The organism is Pseudomonas sp. MOIL14HWK12:I1, assembly GCF_000510705.1.
GTDB classification, from domain to species: domain Bacteria; phylum Pseudomonadota; class Gammaproteobacteria; order Pseudomonadales; family Pseudomonadaceae; genus Chryseomonas; species Chryseomonas oryzihabitans.
On record NZ_AZNY01000006.1, the window covers coordinates 384582 to 400279 of the forward strand.

Here is a 15698-nt window from a genome sequence, read left to right on the forward strand (position 1 = left end):
CCTCGGGTTGCGCTGCTCAGGCCTCGCCAAAGGCAGCGTCAGGGGCGATGTCGCTCTGTCTACGGCTGAGACCGCAGACCAACGCGCCTATCACCATCAGCACCACGAAGACGCTGGCGATCACGGGGTTGTACCAGACCATGGCGATCAGGCAGACCACCGCCAGCACCAGGGCGATGGCCGGCACCACCGGATAGCCGGGGGCGCGGAAGGTGCGCTCCAGGTTGGGCTCGCTGCGCCGCAGTTTGAACAGGCTGAGCATGCTCATGATGTACATGACGATGGCGCCGAACACGCTCATGGTGATCATGGCGGCGGTCAGGGTCAGGCCCTGCAGGCTGATCACACCGTCGCTGAAGATGGCGGCGATGCCCACCACGCCACCGGCCAGCACCGCGCGGTGCGGGGTCTGGAAGCGCGACAGCTTGGCCAGGCCATGGGGCAGGAAGCCGGCGCGGGCCAGGGCGAAGAACTGCCGGGAATAGCCGAGGATGATGCCGTGGAAGCTGGCCACCAGGCCGAACAGGCCGATGCCCACCAGCAGGTGCAGCCACATCGAGCCCTCGCCCACCACGCCCTTCATCGCCTGGGGCAGCGGATCGTTGATGTTGGACAGGGCGCGCCAGTCACCCACGCCGCCGGCAAAGATCATCACGCCGATGGCCAGGGTCACCAGGGTGAGGATACCGGCGATGTAGGCCTTGGGAATGGTCCGCTTGGGGTCCTTGGCTTCCTCGGCGGCCATGGCCGCGCCCTCGATGGCGAGAAAGAACCAGATGGCGAAGGGAATGGCGGCGAACATGCCGCCCACCGCGGCCAGGGAGAACTGGTCCTGCCCGGCCCAGCCGCCGCTGGTGAAGTTGGTCAGGCTGAAGCCCGGCGCCACCACCCCCATGAAGATCAGCAGCTCGATCACCGCCAGCACCGTGACCACCAGTTCGAAGGTGGCGGCGATGCTTACCCCGAGGATGTTCAGGGTCATGAAGATGAAGTAGGCCGCCACCGCGCAGAGCTTGGGATCGAGGGTGGGAAACTGAACGTTGAGGTAGGCGCCGATGGCCATGGCGATGGCCGGTGGGGCGAAGACGAATTCGATCAGGGTGGCGATGCCGGCGATGGTGCCGCCCATGGGGCCGAAGGCGCGCCGGCTGTAGGCGAAGGGCCCGCCGGCGTGGGGAATGGCGGTGGTGAGCTCGGTGAAGCTGAAGATGAAGCAGGTATACATCACCGCAACCACCAGCGCGGTGATCAGAAAGCCCAGGGTCCCGGCGACGCCCCAGCCGTAGCTCCAGCCGAAGTATTCCCCGGAGATCACCAGCCCCACGGCGATGCCCCAGAGGTGCAGGGTGCCGAGGGTCGGCTTGAGTTTCTCGTTGGTCATGACAGGCCACTCCCCTTGTAGCGACGTGATCCGAATGGGTCACCGCGATCCCGCGATGCCCGGCTTTTTCGAGCTTAAACAGCTCGGGGCCGTGGCGACTTGACCGCTCGGCACGGTCGCTGTGACCCCGGGTCAAGTCGGCGTTACCCCTCTTCCCAGGGTGCTACCCGAGACCGCACCAGCCTGGTGCGATGCCTGACCACCCGCCCCGCGATGAGGCACGCCAAGACGCCTAATAGCGTGAAGCCCTCGGCGTTCCCGCCCCGATGGAGGACCGCTTTCCGCCCCGGGGCACAGCCTTTGCTTCATTCATGCCGATCCCCTCCCTGGACCCGCACCATGCCCCTGGCCGCCTCCGGCTTCGCCGCCCTGACCTCACCGTCGCGCAACCTTGGCGTGCTCTCCGCCGCCGCCAGCGGACTGGACGCCGTCATCACCAGCCATGGTGGCGATGTCGATCGCATCTTCGGCACTGCCGGCATCGACCCCGAACAGCTGCAGCACCCCACCCTGAGCCTGGGGTTGGGCAACTACTGCCGGGTCCTGGAGGAAGCCGCCGCCCAGTCCGGCTGCGACAATTTCGGCCTGCACTACGGCGGCCAATTCAAACCGCAGATGCTCGGCCTGCTGGGCTACGTGGGGCTCTGCTCGCCCACCGCCGAAGCGGCCCTGCAGAATTTCGCCGCCGCCTTTCCCTTCCACCAGCACAGCACCCTGATCCAGCTGGTGGACGCCGGTGACTGCTGGCGCTTCGACTACCAGGTGCGCCACGGCGCCATCGTCGCCCGCCGCCAGGACGCCGAGCTGACCCTGGGCATGCTGCTCAACCTCTTGCGCCATGTGCTCGGGCCCACCTGGGCGCCGCGCGCGGTGCAGTTCGAACACCCGCGCCCCGAGGGTTGGCACGAGCACCGCCGGCTGTTCGACGCGCCAGTCAGCTTCGGCCAGCCCTGCAATGCCATGCTGGTGCCCAAGGCCGACCTGCGCGGCCGCGCCATGCCCGACCACGATCCGCTGCTCCTCTTGGTGGTGCAGGACGCCATCCGCCAGCTCGGCCAGCGGCTGCCACAGATGGAACTGCTCGAAGAGGTCCGCGCCTCGGTGCGCCTGGCGCTGCCCCTGGGCGAGCCCAGCCTGGAGTCCATCGCCCAGCGCCTGGACCTTTCCACCAGCCAGCTGCAACGCCGCCTGCGCGACCAGGGCGCGAGCTTCTCGGCGCTGGTCGAGGGCGTCCGCCGCGACCTGGCGCAGCACTACCTGCGGCAGCGCCTGCCGGTCACCGACCTGGCGCCGCTGCTGGGCTATTCGGAGACGAGCGCCTTTTCGCGGGCGTTTCGGCGGTGGTTTCAGGTGAGTCCGCGGCAGTGGCGGCAGCTTTCTTAAAATGGGGTGGGGAAAAGAGCCACGAACGCCGGCTGACGTAGGTTGGCGCTGAGCGTAGCGAAGCCCAACAAGGTGGGGTTGCGGCTCTGTGTTATGGGTGCCATAGCTGTTTATCTAGCTTTGCTGGTACTTCTTGTTTCGCCCCCTCGGGCGAGTCACTTTTGCCAATCGCCGCAAAAGTAACCAAAAACGCTTGCCCCACCATCCGGCCTTTCGCTTCGCTCCAGGTCCGCTCACGCCAGCGCCGCTCCGGGGTCGGCCTACACGGGCCGTCCATGGCCCGTTAGGCCTCTCGCCGCATCCCTGCGGCTCGACCCACTCCACGACACTGGCGTTCGCCCTCCTGAACGGGGCGATTCGCCAGCCTGAAAATATTGGTTGAACAGCCACAAAAGCTCGTAGCCCGTAGCCCGTAGCCCGTAGCCCGTAGCGTGGACAACGGCGAAGCCTTGTCCACTGATGGCTTAGGTGCCCACCAGTGGAAAACGCTATGCGGTTTTCCACGCTACAGATCCTGTGAACACCCAGGCATCAGGCTGGCGCCCCGCCCCGTCAGTGAGGCCGAGTGCAGGTGTCGCGGAGGGGGATGCGAGGCAGGACGCCGAGCAAGGCGCGAGGGGCAGGAGGCCCCTTCGTGCCGTGCCCCCGGAGCGGCACCGGAGTGAGGGGACCTGGAGCGAAGCGGAGGGCCGAAACGTGGGGCAAGCGTTTTTGGTTACTTTTTTGGCGACTGCAAAAAGTAACTCGCCCGGGTGGGCGAAACAAAACCATCAACAGACCTCGATAAGCAGCTAGAGCACTGGTAAACCGAGGCATCACGGCCAACCTCCGCAACGTTGGGCTTCGCTCCACTCAGCGCCAACCTACCGAAGCGGTGAAGGTGATGCGCCCGAGCGGGCGAAACAAAAACCATCAAAGCACTCGGTAATCAGCCAAACACCCCCACCATACCTAGCCGAAAGCCAACCTCTGCCCACTCGGTCAGATTCTTGCAAGGCCCTCCCCAAACAGCCTAACCAGAACAACGACCACCCGATGACCTCTGCCCTGCCCCCTGCCCTTTTCACCCCCGCCTGGCTGGCGCGCCTGGAGCTGGCCTATGCCCGCCAGGGCGACTGGACCCGGCCGACCACCCGCCGCCACCTCGGCCCCTTGCGGGTGCAGAAACACCTGCACGCCGAAGGTCCCGAGGTCTGCCAGCACATCGTCGTGCATCCACCGGGTGGCATCGCCGGGGGTGATCGGCTGGACATCGACGTCAGCGTCGGCGAAAACGCCTGGGCCCAGCTCACCAGCCCCGGCGCAGCCAAGTGGTATCGCGCCGACAGCGCCGCCCACCAGCAGGTCGAGCTGCGCGTCGCCGCCGGTGCCACCCTGGAATGGCTACCCCAGGAGACCATCGTCTTCGCCGGTGCCCGGGCCCACCTCGCTACCCGCATCGAGCTGGAGGGCGATGCCCGCCTCTGCTACTGGGACATCGTCGCCCTGGGTCGTCCGGCCAGCGCCGAGCGCTTCACCGACGGCCTGTTTCAGGCCCATCTGGACATCCGTCGCGACGGCACCCCGCTGTGGCACGAGCGCCAGCGCCTGGTCGGCGCGGATCGCCTGCTGGACTCGCCCATCGGCCTCGCCGGTCAGCCGGTGTTCGCCACCCTGCTGCTCACCGGCACCCTGGACGCCGATACCCTCGAACGCTGCCGCGAACTGGGCCTACCGGTGCGCGGCGACCTGACCCAGTTGCCCGGCCTGGTGGTCGCTCGCTGCCTGGCCGCCGAATCGCTGCAGGCCCGCGCCTGGCTGATCGCGGTCTGGCGCCTGCTGCGTCCGGCGCTGCTCGGCCGCGCTGCCGTACCGCCGCGAATCTGGAGTACCTGATATCTTCGTGATCGCGGCCATGGGCCGCTCCTACATGGAAGCGCAGAATTGTAGGCGCGGCCCACGGCCGCGATGATCGACCTTCCCTGACCGAACCTGCCAACCGGAACACCCATGGACCTGACGCCCCGCGAGAAAGACAAACTGCTCATCTTCACCGCCGGCCTGGTGGCCGAACGCCGCCTGGCGCGTGGGGTGAAGCTCAACTACCCGGAAGCCATGGCGCTGATCTCCGCCGCCCTGCTCGAAGGCGCTCGTGACGGTCGCACCGTGGCAGAGCTGATGCACTACGGCACCACCCTGCTGACCCGCGACCAGGTGATGGAAGGCGTCCCGGAGATGATCCCGGAGATCCAGGTGGAAGCCACCTTCCCCGATGGCACCAAGCTGGTCACCGTCCACCAGCCGATCGCCTAGGGAGGCCGCCATGAGTCTGATCGTCCGCGACGCCACGCCTGCCGACCTGCCGGCCGTGCTGCACATCTACAACGACGCCGTCAGCAACACCACGGCGATCTGGAACGAGACCCCGGTGGACCTGGCCAACCGCCAGGCCTGGTTCGACCTGCGCGCCACCCAGGGCTACCCCATCCTGGTCGCCGAGAACGCCGAAGGCACGGTGGTGGGCTATGCCTCCTTTGGTGACTGGCGCCCCTTCGAAGGCTTTCGCCATACCGTCGAGCACTCGGTCTATATCCATCCCGACCAGCGCGGCCAGGGCATCGGTCCGCGGCTGATGACGGTGCTCATCGAACGCGCCCGCGCCTGCGACAAGCACGTGATGGTGGCCGCCATCGAGAGCGGCAACCAGGCCTCCATCCGCCTGCACGAACGCCTCGGCTTCCTCACCACCGGGCAGATGCCCCAGGTCGGCACCAAGTTTGGTCGCTGGCTGGACCTCACCTTCATGCAACTGATGCTGGAGCAGCGCCCATGATCCCCGGCGAATACCAGATCCAGGACGGCGACATCGAACTCAACGCCGGCCGCCGCACCCTCAGCCTGACCGTCGCCAACAGCGGCGACCGGCCGATCCAGGTGGGCTCCCACTACCACTTCCACGAAACCAACGACGCCCTGGTGTTCGACCGCGCCCTGGCGCGCGGCATGCGCCTGAATATCGCCGCCGGCACCGCCGTGCGCTTCGAACCGGGCCAGAGTCGCGAGGTGGAACTGGTCGAGCTGGCGGGGCTGCGCACCGTCTACGGCTTCGCCGGGCGGGTAATGGGGAAGTTGTAGCGGCAAGCGCCCTCACCCCAACCCTCTCCCAAGGGGAGAGGGGGCTAAAAGCAGACATCGAGCTCCCGCCCTTCCCCCTCCCTCCGGGGGAGGGGAAGGGTGAAGGCCAACCAGAACACCCAGCCTCCCAGGAACGGCTCCCTGCGAGGCAACAGGACGACACCCGCCCTTCCCCCTCTCCCTCCGGGAGAGGGTCGAGGTGAGGGCCAACCAGAACACCCAGCCTCCCAGGGACGACGCCCTGCGAGGCAACAGGATGCCACCCGCCCTTCCCCCTCTCCCTCCGGGAGAGGGTCGGGGTGAGGGCAAACCGGACCACCTTTATTCGGGATCAACGCCTATGAAAATCTCCCGCCAAGCCTATGCCGACATGTTCGGCCCCACCACCGGCGACCGGGTACGCCTGGCCGACACCGAGCTCTGGATCGAGGTCGAAGAAGACCACACCGTCTACGGCGAAGAGGTGAAATTCGGCGGTGGCAAGGTCATCCGCGACGGCATGGGCCAGAGCCAGCTGCCCGCCGCCGAGGTGGTCGATACCGTCATCACCAATGCGCTGATCGTCGACCACTGGGGCATCGTCAAGGCCGACGTCGGCCTCAAGCACGGCCGCATCCACGCCATCGGCAAGGCCGGCAACCCGGACATCCAGCCGGGTGTCAGCGTGCCCATCGGCGCCGCCACCGAGGTCATCGCCGGTGAAGGCATGATCCTCACCGCCGGCGGGATCGACTCCCACATCCACTTCATCTGCCCACAGCAGATCGAAGAGGCGCTCATGAGCGGCACCACCACCATGATCGGCGGCGGCACCGGGCCGGCCACCGGCACCTATGCCACCACCGTGACCCCCGGTCCCTGGCACATGGCGCAGATGCTCAAGGCCGCCGACGCCTTCCCGATGAACATCGGCTTCACCGGCAAGGGCAACGCCAGCCTGCCGGGTCCGCTGGAGGAGCAGGTCCGCGCTGGCGCCATCGGCTTGAAACTGCACGAGGACTGGGGCACCACCCCCGCCGCCATCGACAACTGCCTGGCGGTGGCCGATCGCTTCGACATCCAGGTGGCCATCCACACCGACACCCTCAACGAATCCGGCTTCGTCGAGACCACCCTGGGCGCCTTCAAGGGTCGCACCATCCACACCTATCACACCGAAGGTGCCGGGGGCGGCCACGCGCCGGACATCATCAAGGCCTGCGGTTTCCCCAACGTGCTGCCCAGTTCCACCAACCCGACGCGGCCCTTCACCAAGAACACCATCGACGAGCACCTGGACATGCTCATGGTCTGCCACCACCTGGACCCGAGCATCGCCGAGGACGTGGCCTTCGCCGAGAGTCGCATCCGCCGCGAGACCATCGCCGCCGAGGACATCCTCCACGACCTCGGCGCCTTCGCCATGATCAGCTCCGACAGCCAGGCCATGGGGCGTGTCGGCGAGGTCATCACCCGCACCTGGCAGACTGCCGACAAGATGAAGAAGCAGCGCGGCCCGCTGCCCGAAGACGCCGCCGGCAACGACAACTTCCGGGTCAAGCGCTACATCGCCAAGTACACCATCAACCCGGCGATCACCCATGGCATCAGCCACGAGGTGGGCTCCATCGAAGTGGGCAAGTTCGCCGACCTGGTGCTCTGGCGCCCGGCGTTCTTTGGCGTCAAGCCGACGCTGATCCTCAAGGGCGGCGCCATCGCGGCGAGTCTGATGGGCGACGCCAACGCCTCCATCCCCACCCCGCAACCGGTGCACTACCGCCCCATGTTCGGCAGCTACGCCGGCATGCTCCACGACACCAGTCTGACCTTCATCAGCCAGGCCGCCTTCGAGGCCGGGGTGCCGGAGCAACTGGGGCTGAAGAAGCGCATCGGCGTGGTCAAGGGCTGCCGCACCGCGCAGAAGAGCGACCTCATCCACAACGGCTATCTGCCGACCATCGAGGTCGATCCGCAGAACTACCAGGTCAAGGCCGACGGCCAGCTGCTCTGGTGCGAACCGGCCGAGGTGCTGCCGATGGCGCAGCGGTATTTCCTGTTCTAACCAGGCACAGGGAATGTTGGGCTTCGCTTTCGCTCAACCCAACCTACGGACTCAGCCGCGACTGATCGGCGCCGCTGGCGCTTCGGCCCGGTCGTTGCGGTCATAGGCGGCCTTGTCCAGCTGGCCCATCCAGCGCGCGGTCAGGGTACCGGCGGTCATGGAGCCGTTGACGTTGAGGGCGGTGCGGCCCATGTCGATCAGAGGTTCGATGGACACCAGCAGCGCCACCAGGGTGACCGGCAGGCCGAGGGCCGGCAGCACGATCAGGGCGGCGAAGGTGGCGCCGCCGCCCACGCCGGCCACGCCCGCCGAACTCAGGGTGACGATGCCCACCAGGGTGGCGATCCACAGCGGATCGAAGGGATTGATGCCCAGGGTCGGGGCGACCATCACCGCCAGCATGGCCGGATAGAGACCGGCGCAGCCGTTCTGGCCGATGGTGGCACCGAAGGAGGCGGCGAAGCTGGCGATGGCCGGCGGTACGCCGAGGCGCTCGGTCTGGGCCTCGATGTTCAGCGGGATGGTCGCCGCGCTGGAGCGGCTGGTGAAGGCGAAGCTCAGCACCGGCCAGACCTTGGGAAAGAAGCGCGCCGGCGACAGGCCGCTCAGGGTCAGCAGCAGCGCATGCACGCCAAAGAGGATGGCCAGGCCCAGGTAGGAGGCGATCAGGAAGGTGCCCAGCTTGAGCACGTCCTGGGGACTGGCGGTGGCGACCATCTTGGTCATCAGCGCCAGCACGCCATAGGGAGTGAGTTGCAGCAGCAGGCGCACCAGCTTCATCACCCAGGCCTGGAGCACGTCGATGCCGGCCAGCACCTTCTCGCCGCGCACCGGATCGTCACGCTGCAGGCGCAGGGCGGCGACGCCGAGGAAGGCGGCGAAGATCACCACGCTGATGATGGAGGTGGGATTGGCGCCGGACAGATCGGCGAAGGGGTTCTTCGGAATGAAGGACAGCAGCAACTGCGGCACCGACAGATCCGCCACCTTGCCGACATAGCTGTTCTGCAGGGCGGTCAGGCGCGCGGTCTCCTGGGCGCCCTGCACCAGGCCTTCGGCGCTCAGGCCGAACAGCCAGGTGACCAGCACCCCGACCAGGGCGGCGATGGCGGTGGTGAACAGCAGGGTGCCCAGGGTCAATAGGCTGATGCGCCCCATGGAGGAGGCTTCGCGCAGCCGCGCCACGGCGGCCAGGATGGAGGCAAACACCAGCGGCATGATGCTCATCTGCAGCAGCTGCACATAGCCGTTGCCGACCAGGTTGAACCAGCCGATGGAGGTCTTGAGCACCGGGGCGTCATGGCCGTAGACGAGTTGCAGCACCAGGCCGAAGGCCACGCCCAGGGCGAGACCGATGAAGACGCGCACGGCCAGGCTCCAGCCGGTGTTGCGGGTACGCGCCAGCAGGCCGAGCAGCACGGCGAAGGCGACGAGGTTGAGGACGAGAGGCAGATTCACACGAGGTCTCCGATACGGCGCCCGACGCGGCCGCCGGACGAAAAGGCGGCGATGGTAGCAGCTCGGGCCGACTCGGCTTAGATCGAGGCGCTATCACCTGATAACCCTGGGACCTTGGGAGGAGCGGTTCTATCGCCGGGGCGAACGGTATTTCCGCCGGGCCTGGCACTGCTAGAGTGCGCTCCGTCGGGAAACGATGCCCGACGCTGCCATCCCAAAAAGGAGTGACTCCATGCAACGTTTCGCCAAGCTCGCCGCTTCCTTCGCCCTCGCCGCCGCCGTCGCCGGCTGCACCGGCACCGCGATGAAGACGCAGAATCTGGATCCGTCGCAGTACACCGTCGTCGGTCATGGCGAGGGCAAGGCCACCGGTCTCATGATCCTGGGCTTCATCCCGGTCCAGCAGAACGACCGCTTCGTGCGCGCCCAGCAGGCCGCCATCAAGTCCCGCGGCGGCGATGCCCTGATCAATGCCCAGGTGCAGGAAAACTGGTTCTGGGCCTATGTCCTGAACGGCTACACCACCACCGTTTCCGGCGACGTGGTCAAGCTCAAGCGCTGAGCCCCGCCCGACCGACAGGCGCCGCCCATGGAGGCGGCGTTTTTGCGCTAGGCTGGTCGCTTCTTTCCGAGGAGCCGACCATGACCGCGACCCTGATGAAACTCCCGCTGCAATCCATCGATGGCGAAACCCTGACCCTGGAACGCTACCTGGGCAAGGTGCTGCTGGTGGTGAACGTCGCCTCCAAGTGCGGCCTGACCAGCCAGTACGAGGGCCTTGAACGTCTCTATGAGGCCCAGCGCGAACGCGGCCTGGAAGTGCTCGGCTTTCCCGCCAACAACTTCAAGCAGCAGGAGCCCGGCAGCGACGCCGAGATCAAGGAATTCTGCACCCTGACCTATGGCGTGCAATTCCCTATGTTCGCCAAGCTCAGCGTGGTGGGTGAAGACAAGCATCCGCTCTATGACGAACTCACCCGTGCCCAGCCCGAGGCGACCGGTGACGGTCCCTTCCGTGAACGCATGGTGAGCCGTGGCGGCAGCCCCAATCCCAAGCCCGAAGTGCTGTGGAATTTCGAGAAATTCCTGATCGGGCGCAATGGCGAGGTGGTGGGGCGCTTCGCGCCGGATGTGACGGCGGATGATCCGCGGTTGGTGGAGGCGATTGAGAAGGAATTGGCGAAGGGCTGAGGGCTTGAGTGTTCACCAGAGCTGTAGCGTGGAAAACCGCGCAGCGTTTTCCGCTGGCAGTAGCTTGACTACCGAATAGGGGCAACGTCTTTATCGCGGCCATGGGCCGCTCCTACGGGATCTTCCGATTGCTGTAGGAGCGGTCCATGACCGCGATTCCAATAGCTCAAGGACGACGTCTGAGCTTGATCGCCGACAGTGGACAAGGCTTCGCCGTTGTCCACGCTACGGGTTACGGGTTATTCAACCAATAATTTCAGGCTGGCGAATCGCCCCGTTCAGCAGGGCGAATGCCAGTGCCGTGGAGTGGGTCGAGCCGCATGGGTGCGGCGAGAGGTCCAGTGGGCCATGGACGGCCCATCTGGACCGACCCCGGAACGGCGCTGGCGTGAGCGGACCTGGAGCGAAGCGAAAGGCCGGATGGTGGGGCAAGCGTTTTTGGTTACTTTTTTGCGGGGCGCGCAGCCGCGACTGCAAAAAGTAACTCGCCCGGGTGGGCGAAACAAAAACTCTCCAAGCACTCAATAAGCAGCCATGGCACCTACTAAACAAGCGTGAGCCCTGCAACGTTGGGCCTCGCTAACGCTCAACCCAATCTCCAGGCGTCTTCTGCTCAAGAGGTCGGATTGCGACGGTCGACCGCCACAACCCAACCTTCCCCTTACCCGCGCTGCAACACCCCGCGCATGGAGCCGAAATGCCCCGGGAAGGAGCAGAAGAAGGTGTATTCCTTGCCGGCTTCCAGGGCCCCGGTATCGAAGGTCACGGAATCCTTCTCGCCACCACCCAACATCTTGGTATGGGCGATGATGCGTTCGTCGCCCTCGGGCAGGTAGCCCTTGGCTTCGCCCGCGTTCATGCCGGCGGCGTCGACGGCCGAGGCGTCGGTGGAGCGGGTCAGCACCCAGTTATGGCCCATGACGTTCTTGGGCAGGCTGCCGTTGTGGATCAACTCCACGGTAAAGGTCTTGCACGAGGCCGGGACCTGGATGGAAGCGCGGCTGTAGGTCATCTGGTCGCCGGCTTCGATCTGGGTGGTACAGCTGTCGGCGGCCCAGGCGCCGGTACTTCCCAGGGCGAACAGCGCGGCGGCGAAAAGCGTGGATTTCATGAACCCTCCGGATGCGTGAAAGTCGCCAGTCAGACCGATGCGAGGGTGGCGGGTTCCAGCGGCCATGGCAAGGGAGCGGCTTCGCTCTATCGCCTCCATCGAAACCTTTGCCAGGTCGCCAGGCCTTACCTCTGGGTACTATCCCTCCATCACCCGCCAGCCAAGGACGCCCGCCATGACCCTTACCGCCCTGCTGCACGAGTTGTTTGCCAGCTATGCCCAGGCCGCCAGTGGCAATGCGCCGGAAGAGGCTTTCCTCGCGCGATGACGGTGCTTTGATCACGGGTGACGGGCAGCTAGGCTAGGCGTTTTGCCTGCCTAGGAGTCCCCATGTCGCTGAAAACCGTCTGTGTCTTCTGTGGTGCCAAGCCCGGCGCCTCGCCGGTCTTCGCCGAAGCGGCCGCGCACCTCGGGCGTACCCTCGCCGAGCGCGGCCTCACCCTGGTCTACGGCGGCGGCAAGGTCGGCCTGATGGGCGTGGTCGCCGATGCCGCCCTGGCCGCCGGTGGCGAAGTCATCGGCATCATTCCCCAGAGTCTCAAGACCGCCGAACTGGGCCATACGGGCTGCACTCGGCTGGAAGTGGTCGACGGCATGCATGCGCGCAAGGCGCGGATGGCGGAGCTGGCCGATGCCTTCATCGCCCTCCCCGGCGGCCTGGGCACCCTGGAAGAACTCTTCGAGGTCTGGACCTGGGGGCAGCTCGGCTATCACGCCAAGCCCATGGGTCTCTTGGAGGTCGATGGCTTCTATGCGCAATTGGAAGGCTTCCTCGATCACCTGGTCGCCCAGGGCTTCGTCGCCGCGCCGCACCGCGCCATGCTGCAGGTAGAGGCTTCGCCAACCGCCCTGCTAGACGCCCTCGCCACCTGGCAGCCCACAGTGCCGCCGCGCTGGGCCGAAGCGGCACCGCGCTAGCGCGGCTACACCGCCCGTCCCGGGTCTCGAACCCTCGCCGCTTGTGGCCTGTCGGTACTGACAGGCCCGCAAAAGTCACACGAGCGACGAGGATTCCTCCATGACCGATTTTCCCAAAGCCCCGATGCCGGAACAGCAGCAGGAGGTTCCCGGCCTGCAATCGCGCATGAATCCGGTCCCGGATTGCGGTGAGCAAAGCTACAAGGGCTCTGGCCGTCTGGCCGGCAAGAAGGCGCTGATCACCGGTGGCGACAGCGGCATCGGCCGCGCCGTGGCCATCGCCTTCGCCCGCGAGGGCGCCGATGTCGCCATCAGCTACCTGAACGAGCACGAAGACGCCGAGGACACCGCCCGCCTGGTGCGCGAAGCCGGGCGCGAGGCCCTGCTGCTGCCGGGCTGCCTGTCCAAGCGCGACCAGTGCCTGGCAGTGGTGGACAAGACCGTGGCGGCCTTTGGCCGGATCGATGTGCTGGTCAACAACGCCGCCTTCCAGATGACCCACGAGACCCTCGATGAGATTCCCGACGACGAGTGGGTCTACACCTTCGATGTGAACATCACCGCCATGTTTCGCATCACCCAGGCCGCGGTGAAGCACATGGGCCAGGGTGGCTCCATCATCAACACCACCTCGGTGAATTCGGACATGCCGCGGCCGACACTGCTGGCCTATGCAACCACCAAGGGCGCCATCGCCAACTTCACCGCGGGCCTGGCGCAACTGCTTGGCGAAAAGGGCATCCGCGCCAACAGCGTGGCCCCCGGCCCTGTCTGGACCCCGCTGATCCCGGCCACCATGCCGCCCGAGCAGGTCAAGGAATTCGGCGGCAACACCCCGCTCGGCCGCCCCGGCCAGCCGGTGGAACTGGCGCCGGTCTATGTGATGCTGGCCTCCGACGAATCCAGCTACACCTCGGGCGCGCGCATCGCCGTCACCGGCGGCAAGCCGATTCTCTGAGTGTTCTCTGCCCCGGCCCGGGCCGGGGCGCCTTTCTTGCCGCTGGAGTCCCCCCGATGCTCGGCCAACCCCTGCGCCTTTCCACCCCCTTGCGCACCCATGTATTCGGCGGTCACGAGATCGCCGAGCGCCTCGGCAAGCGTGGCCTTCCCCCAGGCCGCATCGCCGAGACCTGGGAAATCAGCGACGTACCGGGAAGCAGTGCCACGGTGCTCGACGGTCCCCTCGCCGGCCAGAGCCTGCACGACGTGGTGCAGGCCTATCCCGAACAACTGGTCGCGCCCGGCTGGCAGGGTCCCTGGTTTCCCCTGCTGACCAAGTTCATCGACGGCAGCGGCCGCCTGCCGGTGCATCTGCACGCCGATGACGCCACCGCCCGCCGCCTGGAATGCCAGCCCAACGGCAAGACCGAGGCCTGGCACATCCTCTGGGCCGAACCGGGCGCCACCGCCCTGGTGGGCCTCAAGCCCGGCCAGAGTCGCGAGCGCGTGCGCGACGCCCTGCTGCGGCAGGACTACGACGCCGTCATGCGGCGCCTGCCGGTGCGCGCCGGCGAGACCTTCTTCATCCCCGGCGGCACCCTGCACAGCTTCGGTCCCGGCACCCTGATCTACGAGATCGAACAGACCTCGGACATCCAGCAGCAGGCCATGCCCTGGCGCATGACCGATGGCGAGCCGCTGCCCCACGCCGACTGGCGCGCCGGTATCGAGGCGCTGCTGGACGAACTGGATCTGGATGCCGATCCGCGGGTCACCCCCGGGCTGCGCCTGCCCCTGGACGATGGGCACGACCGCCTGCTGTGCACGGCCTGCCGGCACTTCGCCCTGGAACGCTGGCGGCTGGCCGGTGCCGGCGCGCCGCCGCTGGACTATCGCTTCTCCAGCGCCCGCCTGCTGAGCAACGTCGGGCGTCCGGTACGGCTGGAGTCGGCTGGCTGGAGCGGCATGCTCGGCGCCGCCGAATCCCTGCTGCTGCCGGCCGCGCTCGGCGAAATCCGTCTGAGCGGCCCGGCCGACCTGCTGGTCGGCTACATGCCGGATCTGCATCAGGACATCCAGGCGCCCCTGGCCGCCGCCGGCTACGGCCCCGCGGTCATGGCCGACCTGGGTATCGAATGCTCTTCCTGAACTGCAAGCTCACTGACCTTCAAGGAGTCCCCATGAGCGACTATCCCAAGCCCCCGCTGAAACCCCAACCCCAGACCTTTCCCGGCTCCGAAGCGCGCATGGATCCGCTGCCCGACAGCGGCGCCGACACCTATCGCGGCTCGGGTCGCCTCAAGGGCAAGGCGGCGCTGATCACCGGCGCCGACAGCGGTATCGGCCGCGCCGTGGCCATCGCCTTCGCCCGTGAAGGCGCCGATGTCGCCATCGCCTACCTGGACGAGCACGAGGATGCCCGCGAGACCGCCCGCCTGGTCACCGAGGCCGGGCGCCAGGCCGTCCTGCTGCCCGGCGACCTGGTCGACCGCCAGACCTGCCTGGACGTGGTGCAGAAAACCGTCGAAGCCTTTGGCCGCATCGACGTGCTGGTCAACAACGCCGCCTTCCAGCAGGTGCGCGACAGCCTCGACGAGATTCCCGACGAGGAATGGGTGCATACCTTCAACGTGAACATCCATGCGATGTTCCGCATCACCCAGGCGGCGGTGAAACACATGCCGCGCGGCGGCTCCATCATCAACACCGCCTCGATCAACGCCGACATCGCCCCGCCGACCCTGCTGGCCTATTCGGCGACCAAGGGCGCCATCGCCAACTTCACCGCGGGCCTGGCGCAACTGCTCGGCGACAAGGGCATCCGCGCCAACAGCGTGGCCCCCGGCCCGATCTGGACGCCGCTGATCGTCAGCACCATGAAGCCCGACGAACCTGAGCAATTCGGCGCCAGTACCCCTCTTGGTCGCGCCGGCCAGCCGGTGGAGCTGGCCCCGGCCTATGTGCTGCTGGCCTCGGACGAAGGCAGCTACATCTCCGGCGCCATGCTGCCGGTGACGGGCGGGATGCCGGTGCTCTGAGGGTTCTGGCTGGGGTGCCTGGGTTTGCCCTCACCCCGGCCCTCTCCCCCAGGGAGAGGGGGTAGATAATTCCGTAGGTTGGGTTGAGCGCAGCGAAGCCCAACGTGGGGTATCCGGCAGCGT

The 15698-nt window shown here is 66.8% G+C and carries 15 protein-coding genes; 12 read left to right on the plus strand and 3 right to left on the minus strand.

All coding sequences use genetic code 11. From position 1 onward, the window contains the following. Nucleotides 1-16: 16 nt before the first annotated feature. Nucleotides 17-1381, minus strand: a complete 1365-nt coding sequence (eat, locus tag PSEK12I1_RS0105810; RefSeq protein WP_027600043.1) for an ethanolamine permease — start codon at nt 1379-1381, stop codon at nt 17-19. Nucleotides 1382-1720: 339 nt separating this feature from the next. Here eat and PSEK12I1_RS0105815 point away from each other — a divergent pair, with 339 nt between their 5' ends. From PSEK12I1_RS0105815 to ureC, 6 genes are all read left to right on the plus strand, one after another. Beyond that, nucleotides 1721-2764 (plus strand): AraC family transcriptional regulator, encoded by a 1044-nt coding sequence (locus PSEK12I1_RS0105815; protein WP_027600042.1) that lies wholly within the window; start codon nt 1721-1723, stop codon nt 2762-2764. Nucleotides 2765-3799: 1035 nt separating this feature from the next. Further along, a complete protein-coding gene (locus tag PSEK12I1_RS0105820; RefSeq protein ID WP_027600951.1) occupies nt 3800-4639 on the plus strand; it encodes an urease accessory protein UreD in 840 nt (279 codons plus the stop codon). Between the two features lie 114 nt (nt 4640-4753). Further along, a complete protein-coding gene (gene ureA, locus PSEK12I1_RS0105825; RefSeq protein ID WP_007162996.1) occupies nt 4754-5056 on the plus strand; it encodes an urease subunit gamma in 303 nt (100 codons plus the stop codon). Between the two features lie 10 nt (nt 5057-5066). Then, nucleotides 5067-5576 carry a GNAT family N-acetyltransferase gene (locus PSEK12I1_RS0105830; RefSeq protein ID WP_007162997.1) on the plus strand — a complete coding sequence of 170 codons (510 nt, stop codon included), beginning with the start codon at nt 5067-5069 and terminating at the stop codon, nt 5574-5576. After that, a complete protein-coding gene (locus tag PSEK12I1_RS0105835) occupies nt 5573-5878 on the plus strand; it encodes an urease subunit beta (RefSeq protein WP_007162998.1) in 306 nt (101 codons plus the stop codon). The genes PSEK12I1_RS0105830 and PSEK12I1_RS0105835 overlap by 4 nt, the downstream gene beginning before the upstream one ends. Nucleotides 5879-6218: 340 nt before the next feature. Then, nucleotides 6219-7919, plus strand: a complete 1701-nt coding sequence (gene ureC, locus PSEK12I1_RS0105840; RefSeq protein ID WP_027600952.1) for an urease subunit alpha — start codon at nt 6219-6221, stop codon at nt 7917-7919. Nucleotides 7920-7970: 51 nt separating this feature from the next. Here ureC and PSEK12I1_RS0105845 read toward each other — a convergent pair whose 3' ends face one another. Next, entirely contained in the window at nt 7971-9377 is a 1407-nt protein-coding gene (locus PSEK12I1_RS0105845; RefSeq protein WP_027600953.1) for an L-cystine transporter, read from the minus strand. Between the two features lie 232 nt (nt 9378-9609). Here PSEK12I1_RS0105845 and PSEK12I1_RS0105850 point away from each other — a divergent pair, with 232 nt between their 5' ends. Further along, nucleotides 9610-9939 carry a hypothetical protein gene (locus PSEK12I1_RS0105850; protein ID WP_007163001.1) on the plus strand — a complete coding sequence of 110 codons (330 nt, stop codon included), beginning with the start codon at nt 9610-9612 and terminating at the stop codon, nt 9937-9939. Nucleotides 9940-10019: 80 nt separating this feature from the next. Continuing rightward, on the plus strand, nt 10020-10568 hold the full coding sequence (locus PSEK12I1_RS0105855; protein WP_027600954.1) for a glutathione peroxidase: 549 nt from the start codon (nt 10020-10022) through the stop codon (nt 10566-10568). A 661-nt stretch (nt 10569-11229) separates the two neighbouring features. Here the strand turns inward: PSEK12I1_RS0105855 and azu are convergent. Then, nucleotides 11230-11679, minus strand: coding sequence for an azurin (gene azu / locus PSEK12I1_RS0105860; RefSeq protein WP_027600955.1), 450 nt, complete (start codon nt 11677-11679; stop codon nt 11230-11232). A 330-nt stretch (nt 11680-12009) separates the two neighbouring features. Between azu and PSEK12I1_RS0105870 the strand changes: the two genes are divergently transcribed. From PSEK12I1_RS0105870 to PSEK12I1_RS0105885, 4 genes are all read left to right on the plus strand, one after another. After that, on the plus strand, nt 12010-12597 hold the full coding sequence (locus PSEK12I1_RS0105870) for a TIGR00730 family Rossman fold protein (protein ID WP_027600035.1): 588 nt from the start codon (nt 12010-12012) through the stop codon (nt 12595-12597). Between the two features lie 100 nt (nt 12598-12697). Next, a complete protein-coding gene (locus PSEK12I1_RS0105875; RefSeq protein WP_027600956.1) occupies nt 12698-13555 on the plus strand; it encodes an SDR family oxidoreductase in 858 nt (285 codons plus the stop codon). 56 nt (nt 13556-13611) lie between these two features. Further along, nucleotides 13612-14685, plus strand: coding sequence for a class I mannose-6-phosphate isomerase (locus PSEK12I1_RS0105880; protein WP_027600957.1), 1074 nt, complete (start codon nt 13612-13614; stop codon nt 14683-14685). 32 nt (nt 14686-14717) lie between these two features. Then, nucleotides 14718-15575 carry a glucose 1-dehydrogenase gene (locus tag PSEK12I1_RS0105885; RefSeq protein WP_027600958.1) on the plus strand — a complete coding sequence of 286 codons (858 nt, stop codon included), beginning with the start codon at nt 14718-14720 and terminating at the stop codon, nt 15573-15575. Nucleotides 15576-15698 lie beyond the last annotated feature (123 nt).

What these genes read in the sequence shown, in the direction of transcription:
- PSEK12I1_RS0105830 (WP_007162997.1), top strand. Translation starts at nt 5,067, where the DNA reads ATGAGTCTGATCGTCCGCGACGCCACGCCTGCCGACCTGCCGGCCGTG.
- PSEK12I1_RS0105885 (WP_027600958.1), top strand. Translation starts at nt 14,718, where the DNA reads ATGAGCGACTATCCCAAGCCCCCGCTGAAACCCCAACCCCAGACCTTT.
- PSEK12I1_RS0105815 (WP_027600042.1), top strand. Translation starts at nt 1,721, where the DNA reads ATGCCCCTGGCCGCCTCCGGCTTCGCCGCCCTGACCTCACCGTCGCGC.
- PSEK12I1_RS0105835 (WP_007162998.1), top strand. Translation starts at nt 5,573, where the DNA reads ATGATCCCCGGCGAATACCAGATCCAGGACGGCGACATCGAACTCAAC.
- PSEK12I1_RS0105870 (WP_027600035.1), top strand. Translation starts at nt 12,010, where the DNA reads ATGTCGCTGAAAACCGTCTGTGTCTTCTGTGGTGCCAAGCCCGGCGCC.
- PSEK12I1_RS0105850 (WP_007163001.1), top strand. Translation starts at nt 9,610, where the DNA reads ATGCAACGTTTCGCCAAGCTCGCCGCTTCCTTCGCCCTCGCCGCCGCC.
- eat (WP_027600043.1), bottom strand. Translation starts at nt 1,381, where the DNA reads ATGACCAACGAGAAACTCAAGCCGACCCTCGGCACCCTGCACCTCTGG.
- PSEK12I1_RS0105855 (WP_027600954.1), top strand. Translation starts at nt 10,020, where the DNA reads ATGACCGCGACCCTGATGAAACTCCCGCTGCAATCCATCGATGGCGAA.
- ureC (WP_027600952.1), top strand. Translation starts at nt 6,219, where the DNA reads ATGAAAATCTCCCGCCAAGCCTATGCCGACATGTTCGGCCCCACCACC.
- PSEK12I1_RS0105875 (WP_027600956.1), top strand. Translation starts at nt 12,698, where the DNA reads ATGACCGATTTTCCCAAAGCCCCGATGCCGGAACAGCAGCAGGAGGTT.
- ureA (WP_007162996.1), top strand. Translation starts at nt 4,754, where the DNA reads ATGGACCTGACGCCCCGCGAGAAAGACAAACTGCTCATCTTCACCGCC.
- PSEK12I1_RS0105820 (WP_027600951.1), top strand. Translation starts at nt 3,800, where the DNA reads ATGACCTCTGCCCTGCCCCCTGCCCTTTTCACCCCCGCCTGGCTGGCG.
- azu (WP_027600955.1), bottom strand. Translation starts at nt 11,679, where the DNA reads ATGAAATCCACGCTTTTCGCCGCCGCGCTGTTCGCCCTGGGAAGTACC.
- PSEK12I1_RS0105880 (WP_027600957.1), top strand. Translation starts at nt 13,612, where the DNA reads ATGCTCGGCCAACCCCTGCGCCTTTCCACCCCCTTGCGCACCCATGTA.